A 16,250-nucleotide genomic window follows, 5' to 3' on the forward strand; every position below is an offset into this window, starting at 1 on the left:
GCCCGGGCTTTCGCTCAAGTTACACGCTTCGTGCGATTTCAGCCTTGGGCACTGGAAATTCAACACGAAATGTGCGAGGACGGATCTACCAGCGCAGCCGCAGGCCCACGCTGCCCTGCGGCGACGAGTTGATCCGGGACGCGCCGCCGATGGCCGCGAGACGCCCCAGCTCGCCGTACGCGCTGGCGGCCGGGGAGAGGGCGAGCGTGAAGCCCGCCGCGAGTTCCGCGGTGGTGGCGCCGCCGTCCGTGGCCACGTCGGTCGTCCATGCCGGGCCGGTGAAGCGGGTGATGTCGCGGCCGCCGCTGGTGCGGTACAGGTTGACGCGCGCATAGGGTTGCAGGCGGCCGGCGCCGGTCGCGACCTCGCCCTTGAGGCGCAGGCCCAGCCGGCCCGTCCATCGGCCTTCGAGCGCCTGCCGCACCGTGGCGCCGCTGATCTGTGCGTCGTCGAAGCGGCTCTTCTGATAGATCACCTGGGCCTGGGGTTCGATGCGCCATCCGGTGGCGACGGGGAAGGCCTTGCCGGCCTCGAGGGAGGCCGTGACCCCGGTGGCGCGGACGGTGGAGCTCGCGTCATCGTCGGGGCGCGCGCTGTAGCGATGGCTGCCAAGCTGGAGCACGCCATCGGCGTAGACGCCGTCCGGGCCGCTCCAGGTCGCGTAGCCACCCAGATGGCGCGAACGCAGACTGGCTCCGCCTGCCCGCCCGTCGGCGTCTCCGAAGTCGCCATCCACGTTCGTCCGGCTGTCCATGAGGCCGAAGAAGACGCCCGCGCGCCATGCGCCGCTCGCCAGCAGATCCGTGCCGGCCTGCATGCCGGAGACATGTCCCCGGCTCCGCGGTGAGGCGTCGCCGGTTTGGCGGATGTCGAGGTCGCCGTAGATGGCGCGCGCCCATGCGCGGCGACCGGTGTCGCTGCCCGTCTCGTCGCCCATCCGCCGGTGCAGGTTGCCCAGCATGGCCATGTCGGCCTGGCGCAGTTGGGCCGGCAGCGCGGCGAAGACTGGCACGTCGGTCCGGTAGGTCGAGCGCAGATACCAGTCTTCGCCAGCGCCTGTCGCGTCGGCCGCATGGAGCTGGTACCGGTATGCGCCGGCGTCCACATGGCCGCCGTCCAGCGCGAAGGCGTCCTTGCTGGTCTGGGCCGTCGTGGTGGCGCCATGGATCGCCTCGACGAGCCGGATGCCGTCGCCGGCGGTTGGCGCGCCCAGGCCGCCGATGTTGGTGATCTGCAGCGTGGTATGGCCGCTTGCCGTGCCGCCGTCGATCACGATGCGATCGGTCGGCGAGCCGGAACCGCCCAGCGCGCTGTGGAGCTGCATCGTGCCGCCCTGGCCGGCCCAGTCGCCGGCGACGGTCAGCGTGCGGGGCGAGAAGGCCTGTCCGGACGCCGGAGCGGCGATGTGGCCGGCGAGTTCCAGGCCGCTCAATGTGGAGTCGGCGGTCATCGTCCATTGACTGGTGCCGTCGACGGCGAGACGCGCTCCCGCGATGCTGCCGGTCAGGCGCGACGACTCGAGCAGGCGCACGTTCAGCGCGCTGGAGGCATCGGCGGAGACAGCGCCGCTCAAGGCGCTGCGGCTTGCCGTTGCGGTGAATGTGCTGCCGTTGACGGCGCTGAGCAGGTTGCGTCCTTCGATGGCGCTTGCGGTGGTGTCGTTCAGGGACAGCGCGCCACCCGAGGTGCCGTCGACGCGGATGAGATCGCCCGACGTGTTGGTGATGACGAAGCGGTCGAAGCGGGCCTGCTGCGAGGTCCCAGGCGCGAAGCCGATGGCGGCGCCCCCCGAATTGATCGCGCCGCCGCCGGTCGCCGCGATGGTGGCGTTGTCGCCGATCAGCAGTGCCCCGTAGCTGGCGGCGTCGGCCGTGTTGACGTGCAGCGCGCCCGTGGCGTTGATCGCGCCGCCCACGTCCGCCAGCAGGCCTGCCGCATACGCCTCCGGGTTGCCGGCCGGTGTGTCGGCCTGCGTGGCGCCGCTGACGTTGATCGTCACCGCCCCGGCCAGATTCACTTGCGAACCGGTGTCTCTTGCGGAGACGCCCTGGCCATTGATGCTGCCGACGTTGATCGTGGTGGTCGACGAAGCGCCCGCGTTCACGATACCGGCGGTCACCGTCCGGATGCCGGATCCGTTGAGGCCTCCGACGGTGATCGTGGCCGGGCCGTTGTAGGTGATGGTTCCCGCCGTCTTCACTTTCAGGCCTGAGGCCTGGAGGCCACTGGCGCTGAGGTTCAGCGCGCCGTTCAACGTGACGGCGCCCGCGGTGTCGGCGACCACGGCGTCGGATCTCGAATCGCCCATCGTGCTGACGGTCACGTCGCCGTTGGCGATCAAGGTGCCGCCGATGGCGCGCAAGCCCGGCGAGTAGGCACCGCCGCCGCCTATCGTGATCTGGCTCGTGCCGTTGAGCGTGATCGCGCTGGCGGCATCCTGGACCAGCACCCCATGATTGCCCGAGCCGTCGGGGAGCGTGATCGTCAGCGGTCCGCCCACGGTGATGGACGCGCCGCCGGCCGCCGCGAGGCCCAGATTGCTGCCGCTGTTGCCACTGGTTCGGCCGATGGTGGCGCCTTGTTGCAGGACGACCTGCGAGCCGGGTCCGGCGGCGTAGACACCGGACCGGTTGTTGCTCGACAGAAGCACCGTGACCGCGGAAGGCGCATTGATCGCGCCGCCGCCCATCGACGACAGGGCGCCGGTGCCGGATGCCGCGCCGGCGCCCGAGTAGCCGCCGCTGTCGGCGGTGCAAACGGAACCGTCACTGGCCTGCAGCCAGGCGCCGGGCTTTGCGTCGCATGACGCGAAGGCCTCGTGGGGGATGAACGCCGCGGCGATCAGTGCCGCGATCAGCAGGCGGGAGGGGTGGCCGGCATCGAGGACGGGCAACGGGACAGGAGGGCGGCGTCCTCGCATGATGAGCTCCTTGGCAACACGAATGGCATTCGGCTGGCTCCAGGAGCTGCGCCCCGCGAGCCGTGGCCGGGGACGTGAATGTAGGGAGCGAAGAAGTGCGCGTCCTGTCCGACTTCCAACGATGCGTTGTCCGCGCCGTATCGATGGCCGCGTGGGACGCCGGTGCGAGTTGCGTGGCTCTGGCGACAGGGGGCTCGCGGCTGGACCGACGAGCGCGACCAGGGCGACGCCAAGGAGAAAAGCGTCAGAAAGAAAAAAGCCCAAGTGGTCGATCCACTTGGGCTTTTCATTGAATCCTGGTCGGGGTGAGAGGATTCGAACCTCCGGCCTCTACGTCCCGAACGTAGCGCTCTACCAGGCTAAGCTACACCCCGCTTTCGGTCACTCGATCGAGAGTCTGTTCAAGAACTTCTCTCCACCGACTGAGCCGCAAATTCTAGCAGGCTTTCTTTCCACTTGGAAAGAGGCAGCGTCGACAAATGTTGTCTCGCCTGTGCGACCTCCGCGCGGGCGGCCTCGCGGGTGGCTTCCAGGGCGCCGGTGCGGCGCACGATGGCGACGATGTCCTGCAGCCGCTCGACCTCGCCATGCTCGATCGCATGCCGGATCAGCGCGCGATCGTCGGGAGTGCCGCGCTCCATGGCGATCAGCAGCGGCAGCGTGGGCTTGCCTTCGCGCAGATCGTCGCCCACGTTCTTGCCCAGCGCCTCGCTGGTGCCTTCGTAGTCGAGCGCGTCGTCGATCAATTGGAAGGCCGTGCCCAGTGAGCGGCCATAGCCGGCGCATGCGTCCTCCAGTTCGGCTGGAGCGTCGGCGAGTACCGCGCCGAGACGGGCGCTCGCCTCGAACAGTTTGGCGGTCTTGTAGCGGATGACGCGCAGGTAGCTGTCGACCGCGACATCCGGGTCATGCATGTTCATCAGCTGCAGGACCTCGCCCTCGGCGATCACGTTGGTCGCGTCGGCCAGCACCTCCAGCACCCGCATCCGGTTCACCGAGACCATCATCTGGAAGGCGCGCGAGTACAGGAAGTCGCCGACCAGCACGCTGGCGGCATTGCCGAACAGCGCATTGGCGGTCTGCTTGCCGCGGCGCAGCGCGGATTCGTCCACGACGTCGTCGTGCAGCAGCGTGGCGGTGTGGATGAACTCCACCACCGCGGCCAGTTCCCGGCTGGCGGGAGAGTCGGCGCCCAGTGCGTTGGCGAACATCAGCACCAGCTTCGGCCGCATCCGCTTGCCGCCGGCGTGGATGATGTAAGCGGAGATCTGATTGATCAGCGCGACGTCGGAGCGAAGCCGCTGGGCGATCACGGCATCGACTTCATTCATCTGCGCGTTCAGCGCCTCGAGGACCTCGGCAACTGGGGTAGAGGCCATGGGCTGCACTCTGGACTCACTGTGAGGGGAAGCGCGGATTATAGGAAGGCGCGGGCGCATCCCGGACCGCGCCGTCGTCGCCTTCGCACAGCGCGCGCGCCGCCCGGGACGCCGCGGCCGCCGCATCGCCAAGGGTGGCCGCGTCCATGACGTAGCGCACGCGGGAGCGTTTGAAGGCCGATGGTTACGGGCTTCGCGGGTGCTCGGGGTTTGCGTCGGATGGCATGGCTGTGCTACATTCTCGGGCTCCGCATCTTCATGCGGTGTTTTTTCTTGGGCGGTCGGCGAGTCCCTCGCGGTCCGCTCGCATGTGAAAGGGCTGATATGTACGCGGTCATAAAAACCGGCGGCAAGCAATACAAAGTTGCTGCTGGCGAAAAGATCAAGGTAGAACAGATTGCTGCGGAAGTTGGCCAAGAGATCGTGATTGACCAGGTGCTGGCCGTCGGAAACGGCGCGGACCTGAAGATCGGGACTCCCTTGGTTGCTGGCGCCAGCGTCAAGGCCACCGTGGTGGCTCATGGCAAGCACGACAAGGTGCGCATCTTCAAGCTGCGTCGTCGCAAGCACTACAAGAAGAGCCAAGGCCATCGCCAGACGTTCACCGAGCTGGAAATCAGCGCGGTCAACGGCTGATCCCCTGACTCTCTCGTAATCTGATCAAGGAGTAATCCATGGCACAGAAAAAGGGCGGCGGCTCGACACGAAACGGCCGCGACTCGAAGCCGAAGATGCTTGGCGTCAAGGTGTACGGCGGCCAGACCGTCTCGGCAGGCTCGATCATCGTCCGCCAGCGCGGCACGAAGTTCCACGCCGGCACCAACGTGGGCATGGGCAAGGACCACACGCTGTTCGCGCTGATCGACGGCACGGTGTCCTTCGCTGTCAAGGGCGAAAACAACCGCTCGACCGTCGTCGTCACGGCGATCTGAGCTTGTTGATGTCCTGATGCCGCGTCGCGGGAGGTTCCTCCTCCCGCGCTCGGCGGACCCAGAGCCCCGGCTTCGTCCGGGGCTTTGCTTTTTCGGAACTCGCCACGCCGCGAGGTCCGCGCCGACCGCGAGATCCGGCGAAACCTGACTCGCCCCGATTCAAAGCATGAGCTCGCGCGGGAGCGCGAGGGCGTGATTTACGATAGCCCCGCTCCGGGACTGAAGGCCACCCATGAAGTTCGTTGACGAAGCCACCATTGATATCGCCGCCGGCAACGGCGGCGCGGGTTGCGCCAGCTTCCGCCGCGAGAAGTTCATCCCCTTCGGCGGCCCGGATGGCGGCGATGGCGGCCGCGGCGGCAGCGTCTATGCGATGGCCGACCGCAACCTGAACACACTGATCGACTACCGCTACGCGCGCCGCCACGAGGCGCGCAATGGCGAAGCCGGCCGGGGCTCGGACCAGTTCGGCGCCGCGGCCGAGGACATCATCCTCAAGGTGCCCGTCGGCACCATCGTGCGCGACCTGGAGACCGACGAGATCATCGCCGAGCTGCTCGAGCCCGATGTGCCGGTGCTGCTGGCCAAGGGCGGTGATGGCGGATTCGGCAACCTGCACTTCAAGACCAGCACCAACCGCGCGCCCCGGCAGAAGACGCCCGGCTGGCCCGGCGAGGTGAAGAAGGTGAAGATGGAGTTGCGCGTGCTGGCCGACGTCGGCCTGCTGGGGCAGCCCAATGCGGGCAAATCGACGCTGATCGCGGCCGTCTCCAATGCCCGGCCCAAGATCGCCGACTATCCGTTCACGACGCTCTATCCGAACCTGGGCGTCGTGCGCGTCGCGCCGGAGAAGAGCTTCGTCATCGCCGACATTCCCGGCCTGATCGAAGGCGCCGCCGAAGGCGCCGGCCTGGGCCACCAGTTCCTGCGCCATCTGCAGCGCACGCGCGTGCTGCTGCACGTGGTCGATCTCGCGCCGTTCAATCCGGACGTCGATCCGGTCGCCGAGGCCAAGGCCATCGTCAAGGAGCTGAAGAAGTACGACGAGGCGCTCTACGAGAAGCCCCGCTGGCTGGTGCTGAACAAGCTCGACATGGTGCCGGCCGAGGAGCGTGCCGCCCGGGTCAAGGACTTCGTGAAGCGCTACAAGTGGAAGGGCCCGGTGTTCGAGATCTCCGCGCTGACGCGCGAGGGCTGCGAGCCGCTGATCCGCGCGATCTACGAGCACGTGGCGGCGCTGCAGGCGCCGCCGGTCGAGGATCCGGACGCGCGTTTCGACGAACCGACGATCGACCCGCCGAAGGCCTTCCAGGAAACGCGCAAGACGCGCGCGGCCAAGGTGAAGGCGGTCAAGGCCGCGAAGGCCGGGTCGTCGGAGAAGGCGGAGAAGGCGGAGAAGCCGCCCGAGCGCGATCCGCGCTTCGACCCGCTGCCCTGACTTCCGGCTTCGCCCCTTCGACTCCCTGATCCTTCCAGCGCATGAGCAACGGCAATCCCAACGGTGAACTGACTGGTGTCCTGAAGGACGCGCGACGGATCGTCGTGAAGGTCGGATCGAGCCTGGTCACCAACGAGGGCCGCGGCGTCGATGCCGAGGCCATCGGCAACTGGTGCCGGCAACTCGCGGAACTGGCGCGCGAGGGGCGCGAGGTCGTGATGGTCTCGAGCGGCGCCATCGCCGAGGGCATGAAGCGCCTCGGGTGGGCGAGCCGCCCGAAGGAGCTGCATGAGCTGCAGGCGGCAGCGGCTGTCGGCCAGATGGGCCTGGCGCAGATGTACGAGACCAAGCTGCGCGAGCAGGGGCTCACCAGCGCGCAGGTGCTGCTCACACACGCCGACCTGGCGGACCGCGAGCGGTACCTGAATGCCCGCTCGACGCTGCTGGCGCTGCTCCAGCATCGCGTGCTGCCGGTGATCAATGAGAACGACACCGTCGTCAATGACGAGATCAAGTTCGGGGACAACGACACCTTGGGTGCGCTGGTGGCGAACCTGGTCGAGGCGGATGCGCTGGTCATCCTGACCGACCAGAAGGGCCTGTACTCCGCCGATCCGCGCAAGGATCCGAACGCGCGTTTCATCGATCGCGCGACGGCCGGCAGGCCCGAGCTCGAGGAGATGGCCGGTGGTGCCGGCTCCAGCATCGGTCGCGGCGGCATGATCACGAAGATCCTGGCCGCGAAGCGCGCGGCCAGCAGCGGCGCGAACACCGTGATCGCCTGGGGGCGTGAGCCCGATGTGCTGCTGCGCCTCGCGGCGGGCGAATCGATCGGCACCGCGCTGCTGGCCTCGACGGCGAAGCTCGCGGCGCGCAAGCAGTGGATGGTCGATCACCTGCAGCTGCGCGGCAAGGTCGTCGTCGATGCGGGCGCGGCCATCAAGCTGCGCGAGGAAGGCAAGAGCCTGCTCCCCATCGGCGTGCAGGAGGTGTCGGGGGAATTCCACCGGGGCGATGTCATTGCCGTCGTGGACATGGCCGGCAAGGAGCTGGCGCGCGGCCTGACCAACTACGGCAGCGCCGAAGCGAGGCTCATCGCGCGCAAGCCGTCATTCGACATCGAGCGCGTGCTCGGCTACTCGGCTGAGCCGGAATTGATCCATCGCGACAACCTCGTGCTGCGCTGAACGGCGCGGTCCCAGAAGAAAGGCGCACATGGGGCGCCTTCGTGTTTCGGCTTCCAACTCGGAGCGTCAGTCCTTGCCGGGATCCGCGGTGCCGTCATGGACGATGCCGGGCGGGGCGCCGCCATGCGCGTCCTGGGGTTCGCGTGGCGCGGATCCGTCCGCCTCCGATGGCCGCGGGTGACCGTGGTCCTGCCGCTGATGATCCGGCGGCTCATGGCCGCCATGCCGGTCGCCGCCGCGCGGGGGCGGCCGCATGCCGGCGCGCAGGTAGCGGTTGTGATGGTTGAGCCTGGGCAGGAAGCGCGCGAGCTCCGTCAGCGCCATCTGGTAGACGCCGCGCTTGAACTCGATCACGGCCTCAAGCGGCACCCAGTACTCGTTCCAGCGCCAGGCGTCGAACTCGGGATGGTCGGTGGCGCGCAGGTTCATGTCGCTGTCGCGGCCCGTCATCTGCAGGAGGAACCAGATCTGTTTCTGGCCGCGGTAATGGCCGCGGGCATCGCGCCGGATGAAATGGTCCGGCACTTCATAGCGCAGCCAATCCCGGGTGCGCGCGATGATGCGCACATGGTCTGCAGTGAGGCCCACTTCCTCATGCAGCTCTCGAAACATCGCCTGCTCGGGCGTTTCTCCATGCTTGATGCCCCCTTGGGGGAACTGCCAAGAATGGGTGCGTATGCGCTTGCCCCAGAACACCTCGTTCTTGTGGTTGAGCAGGATGATGCCGACGTTGGGCCGGAAGCCTTCACGGTCGAGCATAATCAACCTCAAATCATTCGTTGGATCGATTATTGCACCGGGGCTACAGCCCGGCATGATCATCGCTAACCCTCGGTGGTGAACGGTCTTTCCGCGGCGGCATGGCTGACCGCGGACTTTTATTTTCTGCGCCCATGAAAGCCTCCCAGTTCTTCATCTCCACGCTCAAGGAAGCCCCCGCCGACGCGGAAATCGTCAGCCACAAGCTCATGATGCGGGCCGGCATGATCAAGCGCCTGGGCGCTGGCATCTACAACTACATGCCGATGGGACTGCGCGTGATCCGCAAGGTGGAGAACATCATCCGCGGCGAGATGAACCGCGCTGGCGCGGTGGAGCTGCTGATGCCGGTGGTGCAGCCGGCCGAGCTGTGGCAGGAGACGGGACGCTTCGACAAGATGGGCCCCGAGCTGCTGCGCGTGAAGGATCGCCACGGCCGCGACTTCATCATCCAGCCGACGTCGGAGGAGGTCATCACCGACATCGCCCGCCAGGAGCTGCGCAGCTACAAGCAGTTGCCCAAGAACTTCTATCACATCCAGACGAAGTTCCGCGACGAGCGCCGGCCCCGCTTCGGCATCATGCGCGGGCGCGAGTTCACGATGAAGGATGCGTACTCGTTCGACCGCGACAAGGACGCGGCCGGCCGCAGCTACGACAACATGTACGCGGCCTACTGCAGGATCTTCGACCGGCTGGGCCTGCAGTACCGCGCCGTCGCGGCGGACACCGGCGCGATCGGCGGGGACCGCTCGCATGAATTCCAGGTCATCGCCGAGACCGGCGAGGACGCGATCATCTACTGCCCGACCAGCGACTACGCGGCCAACATCGAGCTGGCCGAGGCGCTGTCGCTGATCGCGACGCGCGGCGCCGCGACGCAGGCGCTGACGAAGACGCCGACGCCCGGCAAGGCGACCTGCGCGGACGTGGCCGAGCTGCTGAAGCTGCCGCTGTCGCAGACGGTGAAATCGCTGGTGCTCGCGACCGACGAGCTCGACGAACACGGCACGATCGTCAAGTCTCAGGTCTGGCTGCTGCTGGTCCGCGGCGATCACGACCTGAACGAGGTGAAGGCCGGCAAGCTCGAAGGCTTGAAGGGGGGTTTCCGCTTCGCCACCGCCGCCGAGATCGACGCCCACTTCGGTTGCAAGCCCGGATACCTGGGCCCGATCGGCCTGAAGCAGCCGGTCAAGGTCATCGCCGACCGCACGGTCGCGAACATGGCCGACTTCGTCTGCGGCGCCAACGAAGCTGACTTCCACTTCACCGGCGCGAACTGGGGCCGCGATCTGCCCGAGCCGGACCTGGTCGCCGACATCCGCAATGTCGTCGAGGGCGATCCCTCGCCGGACGGCAAGGGCGTGCTCGCGATCCAGCGCGGCATCGAGGTCGGCCACGTCTTCTATCTCGGCACGAAGTACTCCGCCGCGATGGACGCGACCTACCTGGACGAGAACGGCAAGCCCCAGCTGATGGAGATGGGTTGCTACGGCATCGGCGTGACCCGCATCCTCGGCGCGGCGATCGAGCAGAACCACGATGAGCGCGGGATCGTCTGGCCCGACGCGATCGCGCCGTTCACCGTCGTGATCTGCCCGATCGGGATGGATCGCAACGAGGACGTGAAGACCGCCGCGGCGACGCTGCACGACGAACTGCTCGACCTGGGCGTCGACGTGCTGCTGGACGATCGCGGCGAGCGGCCGGGTGCGATGTTCGCCGACTGGGAACTGGTCGGCGTGCCGCACCGCGTGGTGATCTCCGACCGCGGCCTGAAGGAAGGCCAGGTCGAGTACCAGGGCCGGCGCGATGCGGCCGCCACCAAGCTGGCGTTGACCGATGTCGTCGCCCACCTGAAGCAACGCCTGGCGTGAGTCCGGCCCGTCCGCCGCAGCGCGTCGCGGCGGTGGACGCGCTTCGCGCGCTGGCGCTGCTGCCGGTCGTCGCGATCAACTGGGTCGGCTATCCGGCGCTCCCCGATGGCGGGCCGATGAGCCCGCCGTCTCCCGCCGGAAGCCCGGCTGCGGAGGCGCTCAGTTGGTTCCTGCACGCGCTGGTCGCGGGCAAGGGCATCGCGCTGCTGGCCTTCCTGTTCGGGTACAGCCAGGGACTGTCGCAGTCCCGGGGCGCGGAGGCGCTGGCCAAGCGCCGGCGGCGGCTTGCGAAGATGCTGACGCTGGGCCTGCTGCACGGGACGCTGCTCTACATGGGCGACATCCTGACCCTCTATGCGATCGCCGGTTCGGTGCTGGCGCTGTGGGCGGGGCATTCGATGGCGAAGCTCAAGCTCAGACTGCGGGTACTGATCGCGCTGGAGCTGGCCGTGATCGCGCTGACCGTCGTGCTCGCCAACCTGCCCTTGTCCGGTGAGCCCTCGATGCCGCTCTCGGCGCCGGCGCCCTGGGGCGACTGGGTCCTGCGCAACGCCGGCCACTTCCTGGTGACCACGATCGCCTTCGCGACGCTCGGCGTGCCGGTGCCGCTGCTGCTGATGACGGCGGGACTGATGGCGTCGCGGCTTCGCCTGTTCTCGCATCCGCGCTGGGAGCCCGCGCTGCGTCGCTGGTCGCGCCGCTGGCTCTGGCCGGCCGTGCTGGTGAACGTCGTGTTCGTCTCGCTGCTGTGGCCGGGACTCCGCGATGGCGACGTCGCGATCACGAGCCGCTTCGCGATCTTCTACCTCTATCCCACCTTGCTGCTGCTGAGTGCCGCGGTGCCTGCCATCGTGCTGCGCCTGCGGCACGATCCGCGCTGGCTGGACGCGCTCGCGCCGCTCGGGCGGCACACCCTGACGCTCTACCTGCTCAGCTCGGTGCTGAGTTGCGCGCTGTTCAGCGGTGCCGGACTGGCGTGGCAGCCGGGCACCGTCGCCGCCGCCGGGCTCGCCCTGGCGTACTGGGTGGGCGGTCTGCTGATCGCGCAGGCGCTCGGACCGCGACGTTTGCCGCTGGAGCGCTGGCTCTCGCGCTGACGGCGGCGCGCGGCGCCGTTATGCTGCCGCGCCGCCTTTCCTTGCTTTCCGATCGATCCCGATTCCGTTGTTCCCGTGACTGTTCCTGGCTCCAAGACGATGCTTCCGACCACGCGCCGCGCGCTCCTGCTGGCGGGCGCCGCGGCCTGTCTGCCTCGCCCGGCCTTCGCGGGCGCGCAGGTCGAGGAACCGCTGGCCGATTCGGTCCGCTCGGCGCTGTCGGCGGCGATCGCGTCGGACGCGCCGCCCAAGCCGCGTTTCGACGCGATCGAGCCTCGGCTGGCCTATCTGCGCTGGCTCGGTGAGATGAGCGAGCGCATGAAGCGCAAGAAGAGCGAGGCGCAGACGCGGATCGAGTTCCTCGAGACGATCTGGTACGAGAGCGCGCGGGCGGGCCTGGAGCCGGCGCTGGTGCTGGGCCTGGTCCAGGTCGAGAGCGGTTTCCGCAAGTACGCGATCAGCGTCGCCGGCGCGCGCGGCTACATGCAGGTGATGCCGTTCTGGTCGAAGCTGATCGGCGACGGACAGGCCTCCCGGCTTTTCCATATGCAGACCAACCTGAGATTCGGCTGCGTGATCCTGCGCCACTACCTCGACCTCGAGAAGGGCAACCTGTACCTCGCGCTGGGACGCTACAACGGCAGCCGCGGCCGGCCGGAGTACCCCAACATGGTGATGGGCGCGCGCAAGGGCTGGTTGATGCCCGGCCAGGCCTGACGGGCCCGGCGCCGCGGTGGCGCGTCAGGCGTTGGGACGCAGCCCTTGCCAGGCGCGCGGCGTCGCGCCGGGCAACTGGGCCAGCTCGAGCACCCGCTCGACGGTCTCGGCGACCATCTCCTCGATCGAGACCGGGTGCAGGTACAGGGCCGGCAGCGGCGGGAAGATGATGCCGCCCATCTCGGTCACCGCGGTCATGTTGCGCAGGTGGGCGAGGTTGAAGGGCGTCTCCCGGACCATCAGGATCAGCCGGCGGCGCTCCTTGAGCGTGACGTCGGCGGCCCGGGTCATGAGGTTGTCCGACAGCCCGTGCGCGACGGCCGCCAGCGTTCGCATCGAACAGGGCGCCACCACCATCGCCGCGGTCGGGAAGCTGCCGCTGGCCACACAGGCGCCCACGTCGCCGGGCGCGTAGGCGAAGTCCGCCTCCCGCTCGAGCGCGTCGCGCGCCAGTCCGAGTTCGTGGTGCGCGTTGAGCACGCCGGCCGGGCTGAGCACCAGGTGGGTTTCCGCGCCGAGGGCGCGGGCGCGGCGCAGCAGTTGCAGCCCGTAGGCCGCGCCGGTCGCGCCGGTGATGCCGACGATCAGGCGCGGACGCCGCGGCGCGGAAGCCGTCATCAGGCCTTGGCCAGCAGCTGCTGCAGCTCGCCGCTCTCGTACATCTCCATCATGATGTCGGAGCCGCCGACGAACTCGCCGTCGATGTAGAGCTGCGGGATGGTGGGCCAGTTGGCGTATTCCTTGATGCCCTGGCGGACGGCCTCGTCCTCGAGCACGTTGAAGGTCTTCAGGTCGGCAGCGCCGCTGGCCTTCAGGATCTGGATCGCGCGACCGGAGAAGCCGCACATCGGGAACTGGGCCGTGCCCTTCATGAAGAGCATGACGCGATTGCCCTTGACCAGGTCGTCGATGCGTTGCTGAACGTCGCTCATGGGAATCCTCTGGAAGCTTTGGGGGAAGGCGTGTACGGGAGCGCGGCAGGCGCTGTGCCAGGCCCGCTCCGGGAAGGGGCGTCGACACGGACGCCGCGCGATCCGGCGATTATCGGGCAGCGGACAAGCCCGCGCTTGGCCCGGCCCAAGGCGCTGCGCCGATGGTCAGGCGCGGCGGGCGATCAGAAGCTGTAGCTGACGCCGAACTGGACGATCGGCTTGTAGCGCAGGTCCGAGGACAGCTCGGACTGCGGCGCGCTGTTGCCCAGCCGCAGGCCCGCGGCACCGCCGCCGACCACGCCGACGTCGGCGCTGAAGCCCCAGCCGCCGCGCAGCGAGTAGCTGGTGTAGCCCACGCCCACGTACGACAGCGACAGGTTGGGCTCGCGCTCGGGGCCGGTCAGCAGGCTCAGGCTGCGGCTGCCGGCGGACAGCGAGGGGGTGAGCGTCGCGCCACGTCCGAGCGCGACGCCGGAGCTGCTCTGCAGCAGCGACATCGGCCCCAGCATCAGCCCGCCGGTGGCGCGCAGGCCGCCGCGGGTGCCGGAGCCCAGGCCCGAGCCGGTCAGGTAATAGTCGGCGAGCAGGTTCGCGCTCAGCAGGCGGCTGCCGCGGCGGGCATCGAAGGACAGGCCCTCGTCGTCCTGGCTCTGGCTCACCTGCAGGCGCGCCTGCCAGCTGGTGAAGGCGTGCGGATTCGGCTTCAACTGCAGGCCCTGCTGAGCCCACGCGGCGCCGGCCATGCAGACACTGCCGGCCAGGACCACGGCAAGGCGCAGGAGCAAGGGGGCGGCGCGCATGACAGGTCTCCCAGACTGACGGAATCCGCCCGACCGATTTCGGGCGTCGTTTCGGACCATGCTACGCCCGAGCCGGTTACGGCGCCAGATCGAGTTGCGGGGGTTTCATCGCGCTGTTGCGGATTCCCGGCGCGGTTTCTCGCAGTGTGGAAACAAGGTGTGAAGAGCGTTGCGTCCGGCGCCGCCGGCAGGTCAGCCGGGCCAGCGGCCGCCGCTGGCGCGGGGCTGTCCTCCCAGGTCGCGCCGGTTCTCGACGTCGGCGAAACCGCGTTCGCGCAGAAGCGCCATGACGGCATCGGCCTGGTCCCAGCCGTGCTCCAGCAACAGCCAGCCATCCGGACGCAGCCAGTCCGGGGCCCCCCCGATCAGGTGGCGCAGGTCGTCCAGGCCATCCCCTTCGGGCGTGAGCGCCGAGCGGGGCTCATGCTTCAAGGCGTCCAGGTGGTGGTCGTCCCCCGCCACGTAGGGCGGGTTGCTGACGATCAGGTCGAAGGGGGCCTGGCCCGCCAAGGGCTCGAACCAGCTTCCCAGATGGGCGTCGACCTGCAGGCCCAGCCGCTGCGCGTTGTCCAGCGCCACCGCGAGCGCGCCCGGACTGAAGTCGACCATGCGGACATCGGCGTCCGGCCGCTGCGACTTGATCGCCAGCGCGATCGCGCCGGTGCCGGTGCCCAGGTCCACGACGCGCTGGGCGCGCGGCCCGTCCAGGCGCTCCAGCGCCCACTGCACCAGCAGCTCGGTGTCGGGACGCGGAATCAGCGTGTCCGGCGTGACGCGCAGCGTCAGGCCGAAGAATTCCTTCTCGCCGACGAGATAGGCCAGCGGCACGCCGTCCAGGCGGCGCGCCAGCCAGTGGTGGAAGCGCTCCGCCGCGGCGGCGTCGAGCAGGTCCGTGTCATGGCCGATCAGCCAGGCGCGCGAGACCCCGAGCAGCGCCTGCAGCAGGTACTGCGCCTCGGCGCGCGGCAGGCCGGCGGCGATCGCCGCGCGCTCGGCGCCGGCCAGTGTCAATGGGGTGCCGTGCGTCGCGCTCATGCCTGGCCGCCTTCCAGCGCCGCGAGTTGCTCCGCCGCCTGCGCCTGCTGCAGGCCCCGCAGCACGTCGCGGAGGTCACCATCCATGATGGCGCCGAGCTTGTACAGCGTCAGGTTGATCCGGTGGTCGGTCAGCCGGCCCTGGGGGAAGTTGTAGGTGCGGATGCGGTCGCTGCGGTCGCCGCTGCCGATCAGGCTCTTGCGCTGGGCCGCCTCCTTGGCGGCGCGCTCGCTGCGGTCCTTCTCGCGCAGCCGCGCCGCGAGCACCGCCATCGCCTTGGCCTTGTTGCGGTGCTGGCTGCGGTCGTCCTGGCATTCGGCGACGAGGCCCGTGGGCAGGTGCGTGATCCGGATCGCGCTGTCGGTCTTGTTGACGTGCTGCCCGCCGGCGCCGCTGGCGCGGAAGGTGTCGATGCGCAGGTCGGCGGGATTGAGCTGGATCTCCTCGGCCTCGTCGGGCTCGGGCATCACGGCGACGGTGCAGGCGCTGGTGTGGATGCGGCCCTGCGATTCGGTGGCCGGCACGCGCTGCACGCGGTGACCGCCCGACTCGAACTTCAGCTGCCCGTAGACGCCGTCGCCATCGAGCCGCAGCACGATCTCCTTGAAGCCGCCGAGGTCCGATTCATTGGACGACAGCACCTCGCAGCGCCAGCCCTGGGCCTCGGCGAAGCGGGTGTACATGCGGGTCAGATCGCCAGCGAACAGCGCCGACTCATCGCCGCCGGTGCCGGCGCGGATCTCGAGGAAGGCGGGGCGGTCGTCGTCCGGGTCCTTGGGGATCAGCGCGAGCTGGAGTTCCTGGTCGAGCTGCTCGAGGTCCGCCTGCGCGGCGGCGATCTCCTCGCGCGCCATCGCCTCCATGTCGGCGTCGCCGCTGTCGAGCAGCTCGCGCGCCGCGTCGAGGTCCTGCTCGCGCTGGACGTAGCGCCGGTAGCGCTCGACCAGCGAGGAGACCTCGGCCTGCTCGCGCGTCAACGCGCGGTAGCGCTTCATGTCGGCGGCGATGCTGCCGTCGGCGAGCGTGGTGTCGAGTTCCGCCAGCCGGTAGCCGAGGCGGTCGAACTGCTGGCGCAGGGCGTCTTTCATGGGGGGATGCGGAGCGGAAGGGGTGACCCGGGCGGTCACGGATGCGGCGGAAGCGCTCGCGAAGCCGCGAGCCGCGGACGGGGGGCGCC

The 16,250-nt window shown here is 68.9% G+C and carries 15 protein-coding genes and 1 tRNA gene; 7 read left to right on the forward strand and 9 right to left on the reverse strand.

Annotated elements, in window-relative coordinates; translation table 11 throughout:
• Nucleotides 1–85: 85 nt before the first annotated feature.
• The 3 genes from ACEN96_RS05600 to ACEN96_RS05610 all read right to left on the reverse strand — a co-directional run bounded on the left by ACEN96_RS05600 (nucleotide 86) and on the right by ACEN96_RS05610 (nucleotide 4,299).
• A complete protein-coding gene (locus ACEN96_RS05600) occupies nucleotides 86–2,920 on the reverse strand; it encodes an autotransporter family protein (RefSeq protein ID WP_495587066.1) in 2,835 nt (944 codons plus the stop codon).
• 297 nt (nucleotides 2,921–3,217) lie between these two features.
• Nucleotides 3,218–3,294, reverse strand: a tRNA-Pro gene (locus tag ACEN96_RS05605).
• Nucleotides 3,295–3,321: 27 nt separating this feature from the next.
• Entirely contained in the window at nucleotides 3,322–4,299 is a 978-nt protein-coding gene (locus ACEN96_RS05610) for a polyprenyl synthetase family protein (protein ID WP_495587067.1), read from the reverse strand.
• Between the two features lie 324 nt (nucleotides 4,300–4,623).
• Between ACEN96_RS05610 and rplU the strand changes: the two genes are divergently transcribed.
• The 4 genes from rplU to proB all read left to right on the forward strand — a co-directional run bounded on the left by rplU (nucleotide 4,624) and on the right by proB (nucleotide 7,856).
• Nucleotides 4,624–4,935: a 50S ribosomal protein L21 gene (gene rplU / locus ACEN96_RS05615; RefSeq protein WP_067065598.1), complete on the forward strand. Its 312-nt coding sequence runs from the start codon at nucleotides 4,624–4,626 to the stop codon at nucleotides 4,933–4,935.
• A 38-nt stretch (nucleotides 4,936–4,973) separates the two neighbouring features.
• A complete protein-coding gene (gene rpmA, locus ACEN96_RS05620) occupies nucleotides 4,974–5,231 on the forward strand; it encodes a 50S ribosomal protein L27 (protein ID WP_343636425.1) in 258 nt (85 codons plus the stop codon).
• A gap of 232 nt (nucleotides 5,232–5,463) precedes the next feature.
• Nucleotides 5,464–6,669, forward strand: coding sequence for an Obg family GTPase CgtA (cgtA, locus tag ACEN96_RS05625; RefSeq protein ID WP_495587068.1), 1,206 nt, complete (start codon nucleotides 5,464–5,466; stop codon nucleotides 6,667–6,669).
• Nucleotides 6,670–6,710: 41 nt separating this feature from the next.
• Entirely contained in the window at nucleotides 6,711–7,856 is a 1,146-nt protein-coding gene (proB, locus tag ACEN96_RS05630) for a glutamate 5-kinase (RefSeq protein ID WP_495587069.1), read from the forward strand.
• Nucleotides 7,857–7,922: 66 nt separating this feature from the next.
• Here proB and ACEN96_RS05635 read toward each other — a convergent pair whose 3' ends face one another.
• Nucleotides 7,923–8,615 carry an RNA pyrophosphohydrolase gene (locus ACEN96_RS05635; protein WP_495588557.1) on the reverse strand — a complete coding sequence of 231 codons (693 nt, stop codon included), beginning with the start codon at nucleotides 8,613–8,615 and terminating at the stop codon, nucleotides 7,923–7,925.
• A gap of 134 nt (nucleotides 8,616–8,749) precedes the next feature.
• On the opposite strand from ACEN96_RS05635, the gene ACEN96_RS05640 reads away from it, so the two are divergent.
• From ACEN96_RS05640 to ACEN96_RS05650, 3 genes are all read left to right on the forward strand, one after another.
• A complete protein-coding gene (locus ACEN96_RS05640; protein ID WP_495587070.1) occupies nucleotides 8,750–10,492 on the forward strand; it encodes a proline--tRNA ligase in 1,743 nt (580 codons plus the stop codon).
• Nucleotides 10,489–11,589 (forward strand): DUF418 domain-containing protein, encoded by a 1,101-nt coding sequence (locus ACEN96_RS05645; RefSeq protein WP_495587071.1) that lies wholly within the window; start codon nucleotides 10,489–10,491, stop codon nucleotides 11,587–11,589. The genes ACEN96_RS05640 and ACEN96_RS05645 overlap by 4 nt, the downstream gene beginning before the upstream one ends.
• 99 nt (nucleotides 11,590–11,688) lie before the next feature.
• Entirely contained in the window at nucleotides 11,689–12,306 is a 618-nt protein-coding gene (locus ACEN96_RS05650; protein WP_495587072.1) for a transglycosylase SLT domain-containing protein, read from the forward strand.
• Nucleotides 12,307–12,330: 24 nt separating this feature from the next.
• Here the strand turns inward: ACEN96_RS05650 and ACEN96_RS05655 are convergent, their stop codons facing one another.
• From ACEN96_RS05655 to prfA, 5 genes are all read right to left on the reverse strand, one after another.
• On the reverse strand, nucleotides 12,331–12,924 hold the full coding sequence (locus ACEN96_RS05655; protein WP_495587073.1) for a UbiX family flavin prenyltransferase: 594 nt from the start codon (nucleotides 12,922–12,924) through the stop codon (nucleotides 12,331–12,333).
• Nucleotides 12,924–13,238 (reverse strand): Grx4 family monothiol glutaredoxin, encoded by a 315-nt coding sequence (gene grxD / locus ACEN96_RS05660; RefSeq protein WP_495587074.1) that lies wholly within the window; start codon nucleotides 13,236–13,238, stop codon nucleotides 12,924–12,926. Before grxD ends, ACEN96_RS05655 begins: the two co-directional genes overlap by 1 nt.
• Before the next feature lie 182 nt (nucleotides 13,239–13,420).
• Nucleotides 13,421–14,038, reverse strand: coding sequence for a hypothetical protein (locus ACEN96_RS05665; RefSeq protein WP_495587075.1), 618 nt, complete (start codon nucleotides 14,036–14,038; stop codon nucleotides 13,421–13,423).
• A gap of 192 nt (nucleotides 14,039–14,230) precedes the next feature.
• The gene (prmC, locus tag ACEN96_RS05670; RefSeq protein WP_495587076.1) at nucleotides 14,231–15,073 is read right to left on the reverse strand and encodes a peptide chain release factor N(5)-glutamine methyltransferase; all 843 of its coding nucleotides are present in this window, start codon (nucleotides 15,071–15,073) and stop codon (nucleotides 14,231–14,233) included.
• Nucleotides 15,070–16,161, reverse strand: coding sequence for a peptide chain release factor 1 (gene prfA, locus ACEN96_RS05675; RefSeq protein ID WP_495587077.1), 1,092 nt, complete (start codon nucleotides 16,159–16,161; stop codon nucleotides 15,070–15,072). Before prfA ends, prmC begins: the two co-directional genes overlap by 4 nt.
• Between the last annotated feature and the right edge of the window lie 89 nt (nucleotides 16,162–16,250).

Source organism: Roseateles sp. Mitsp63 (assembly GCF_059491535.1).

What these genes read in the sequence shown, in the direction of transcription:
- prfA (WP_495587077.1), bottom strand. Translation starts at nt 16,161, where the DNA reads ATGAAAGACGCCCTGCGCCAGCAGTTCGACCGCCTCGGCTACCGGCTG.
- ACEN96_RS05655 (WP_495587073.1), bottom strand. Translation starts at nt 12,924, where the DNA reads ATGACGGCTTCCGCGCCGCGGCGTCCGCGCCTGATCGTCGGCATCACC.
- ACEN96_RS05610 (WP_495587067.1), bottom strand. Translation starts at nt 4,299, where the DNA reads ATGGCCTCTACCCCAGTTGCCGAGGTCCTCGAGGCGCTGAACGCGCAG.
- ACEN96_RS05640 (WP_495587070.1), top strand. Translation starts at nt 8,750, where the DNA reads ATGAAAGCCTCCCAGTTCTTCATCTCCACGCTCAAGGAAGCCCCCGCC.
- ACEN96_RS05600 (WP_495587066.1), bottom strand. Translation starts at nt 2,920, where the DNA reads ATGCGAGGACGCCGCCCTCCTGTCCCGTTGCCCGTCCTCGATGCCGGC.
- proB (WP_495587069.1), top strand. Translation starts at nt 6,711, where the DNA reads ATGAGCAACGGCAATCCCAACGGTGAACTGACTGGTGTCCTGAAGGAC.
- ACEN96_RS05650 (WP_495587072.1), top strand. Translation starts at nt 11,689, where the DNA reads ATGCTTCCGACCACGCGCCGCGCGCTCCTGCTGGCGGGCGCCGCGGCC.
- rplU (WP_067065598.1), top strand. Translation starts at nt 4,624, where the DNA reads ATGTACGCGGTCATAAAAACCGGCGGCAAGCAATACAAAGTTGCTGCT.
- ACEN96_RS05635 (WP_495588557.1), bottom strand. Translation starts at nt 8,615, where the DNA reads ATGCTCGACCGTGAAGGCTTCCGGCCCAACGTCGGCATCATCCTGCTC.
- grxD (WP_495587074.1), bottom strand. Translation starts at nt 13,238, where the DNA reads ATGAGCGACGTTCAGCAACGCATCGACGACCTGGTCAAGGGCAATCGC.
- prmC (WP_495587076.1), bottom strand. Translation starts at nt 15,073, where the DNA reads ATGAGCGCGACGCACGGCACCCCATTGACACTGGCCGGCGCCGAGCGC.
- rpmA (WP_343636425.1), top strand. Translation starts at nt 4,974, where the DNA reads ATGGCACAGAAAAAGGGCGGCGGCTCGACACGAAACGGCCGCGACTCG.
- ACEN96_RS05665 (WP_495587075.1), bottom strand. Translation starts at nt 14,038, where the DNA reads ATGCGCGCCGCCCCCTTGCTCCTGCGCCTTGCCGTGGTCCTGGCCGGC.
- cgtA (WP_495587068.1), top strand. Translation starts at nt 5,464, where the DNA reads ATGAAGTTCGTTGACGAAGCCACCATTGATATCGCCGCCGGCAACGGC.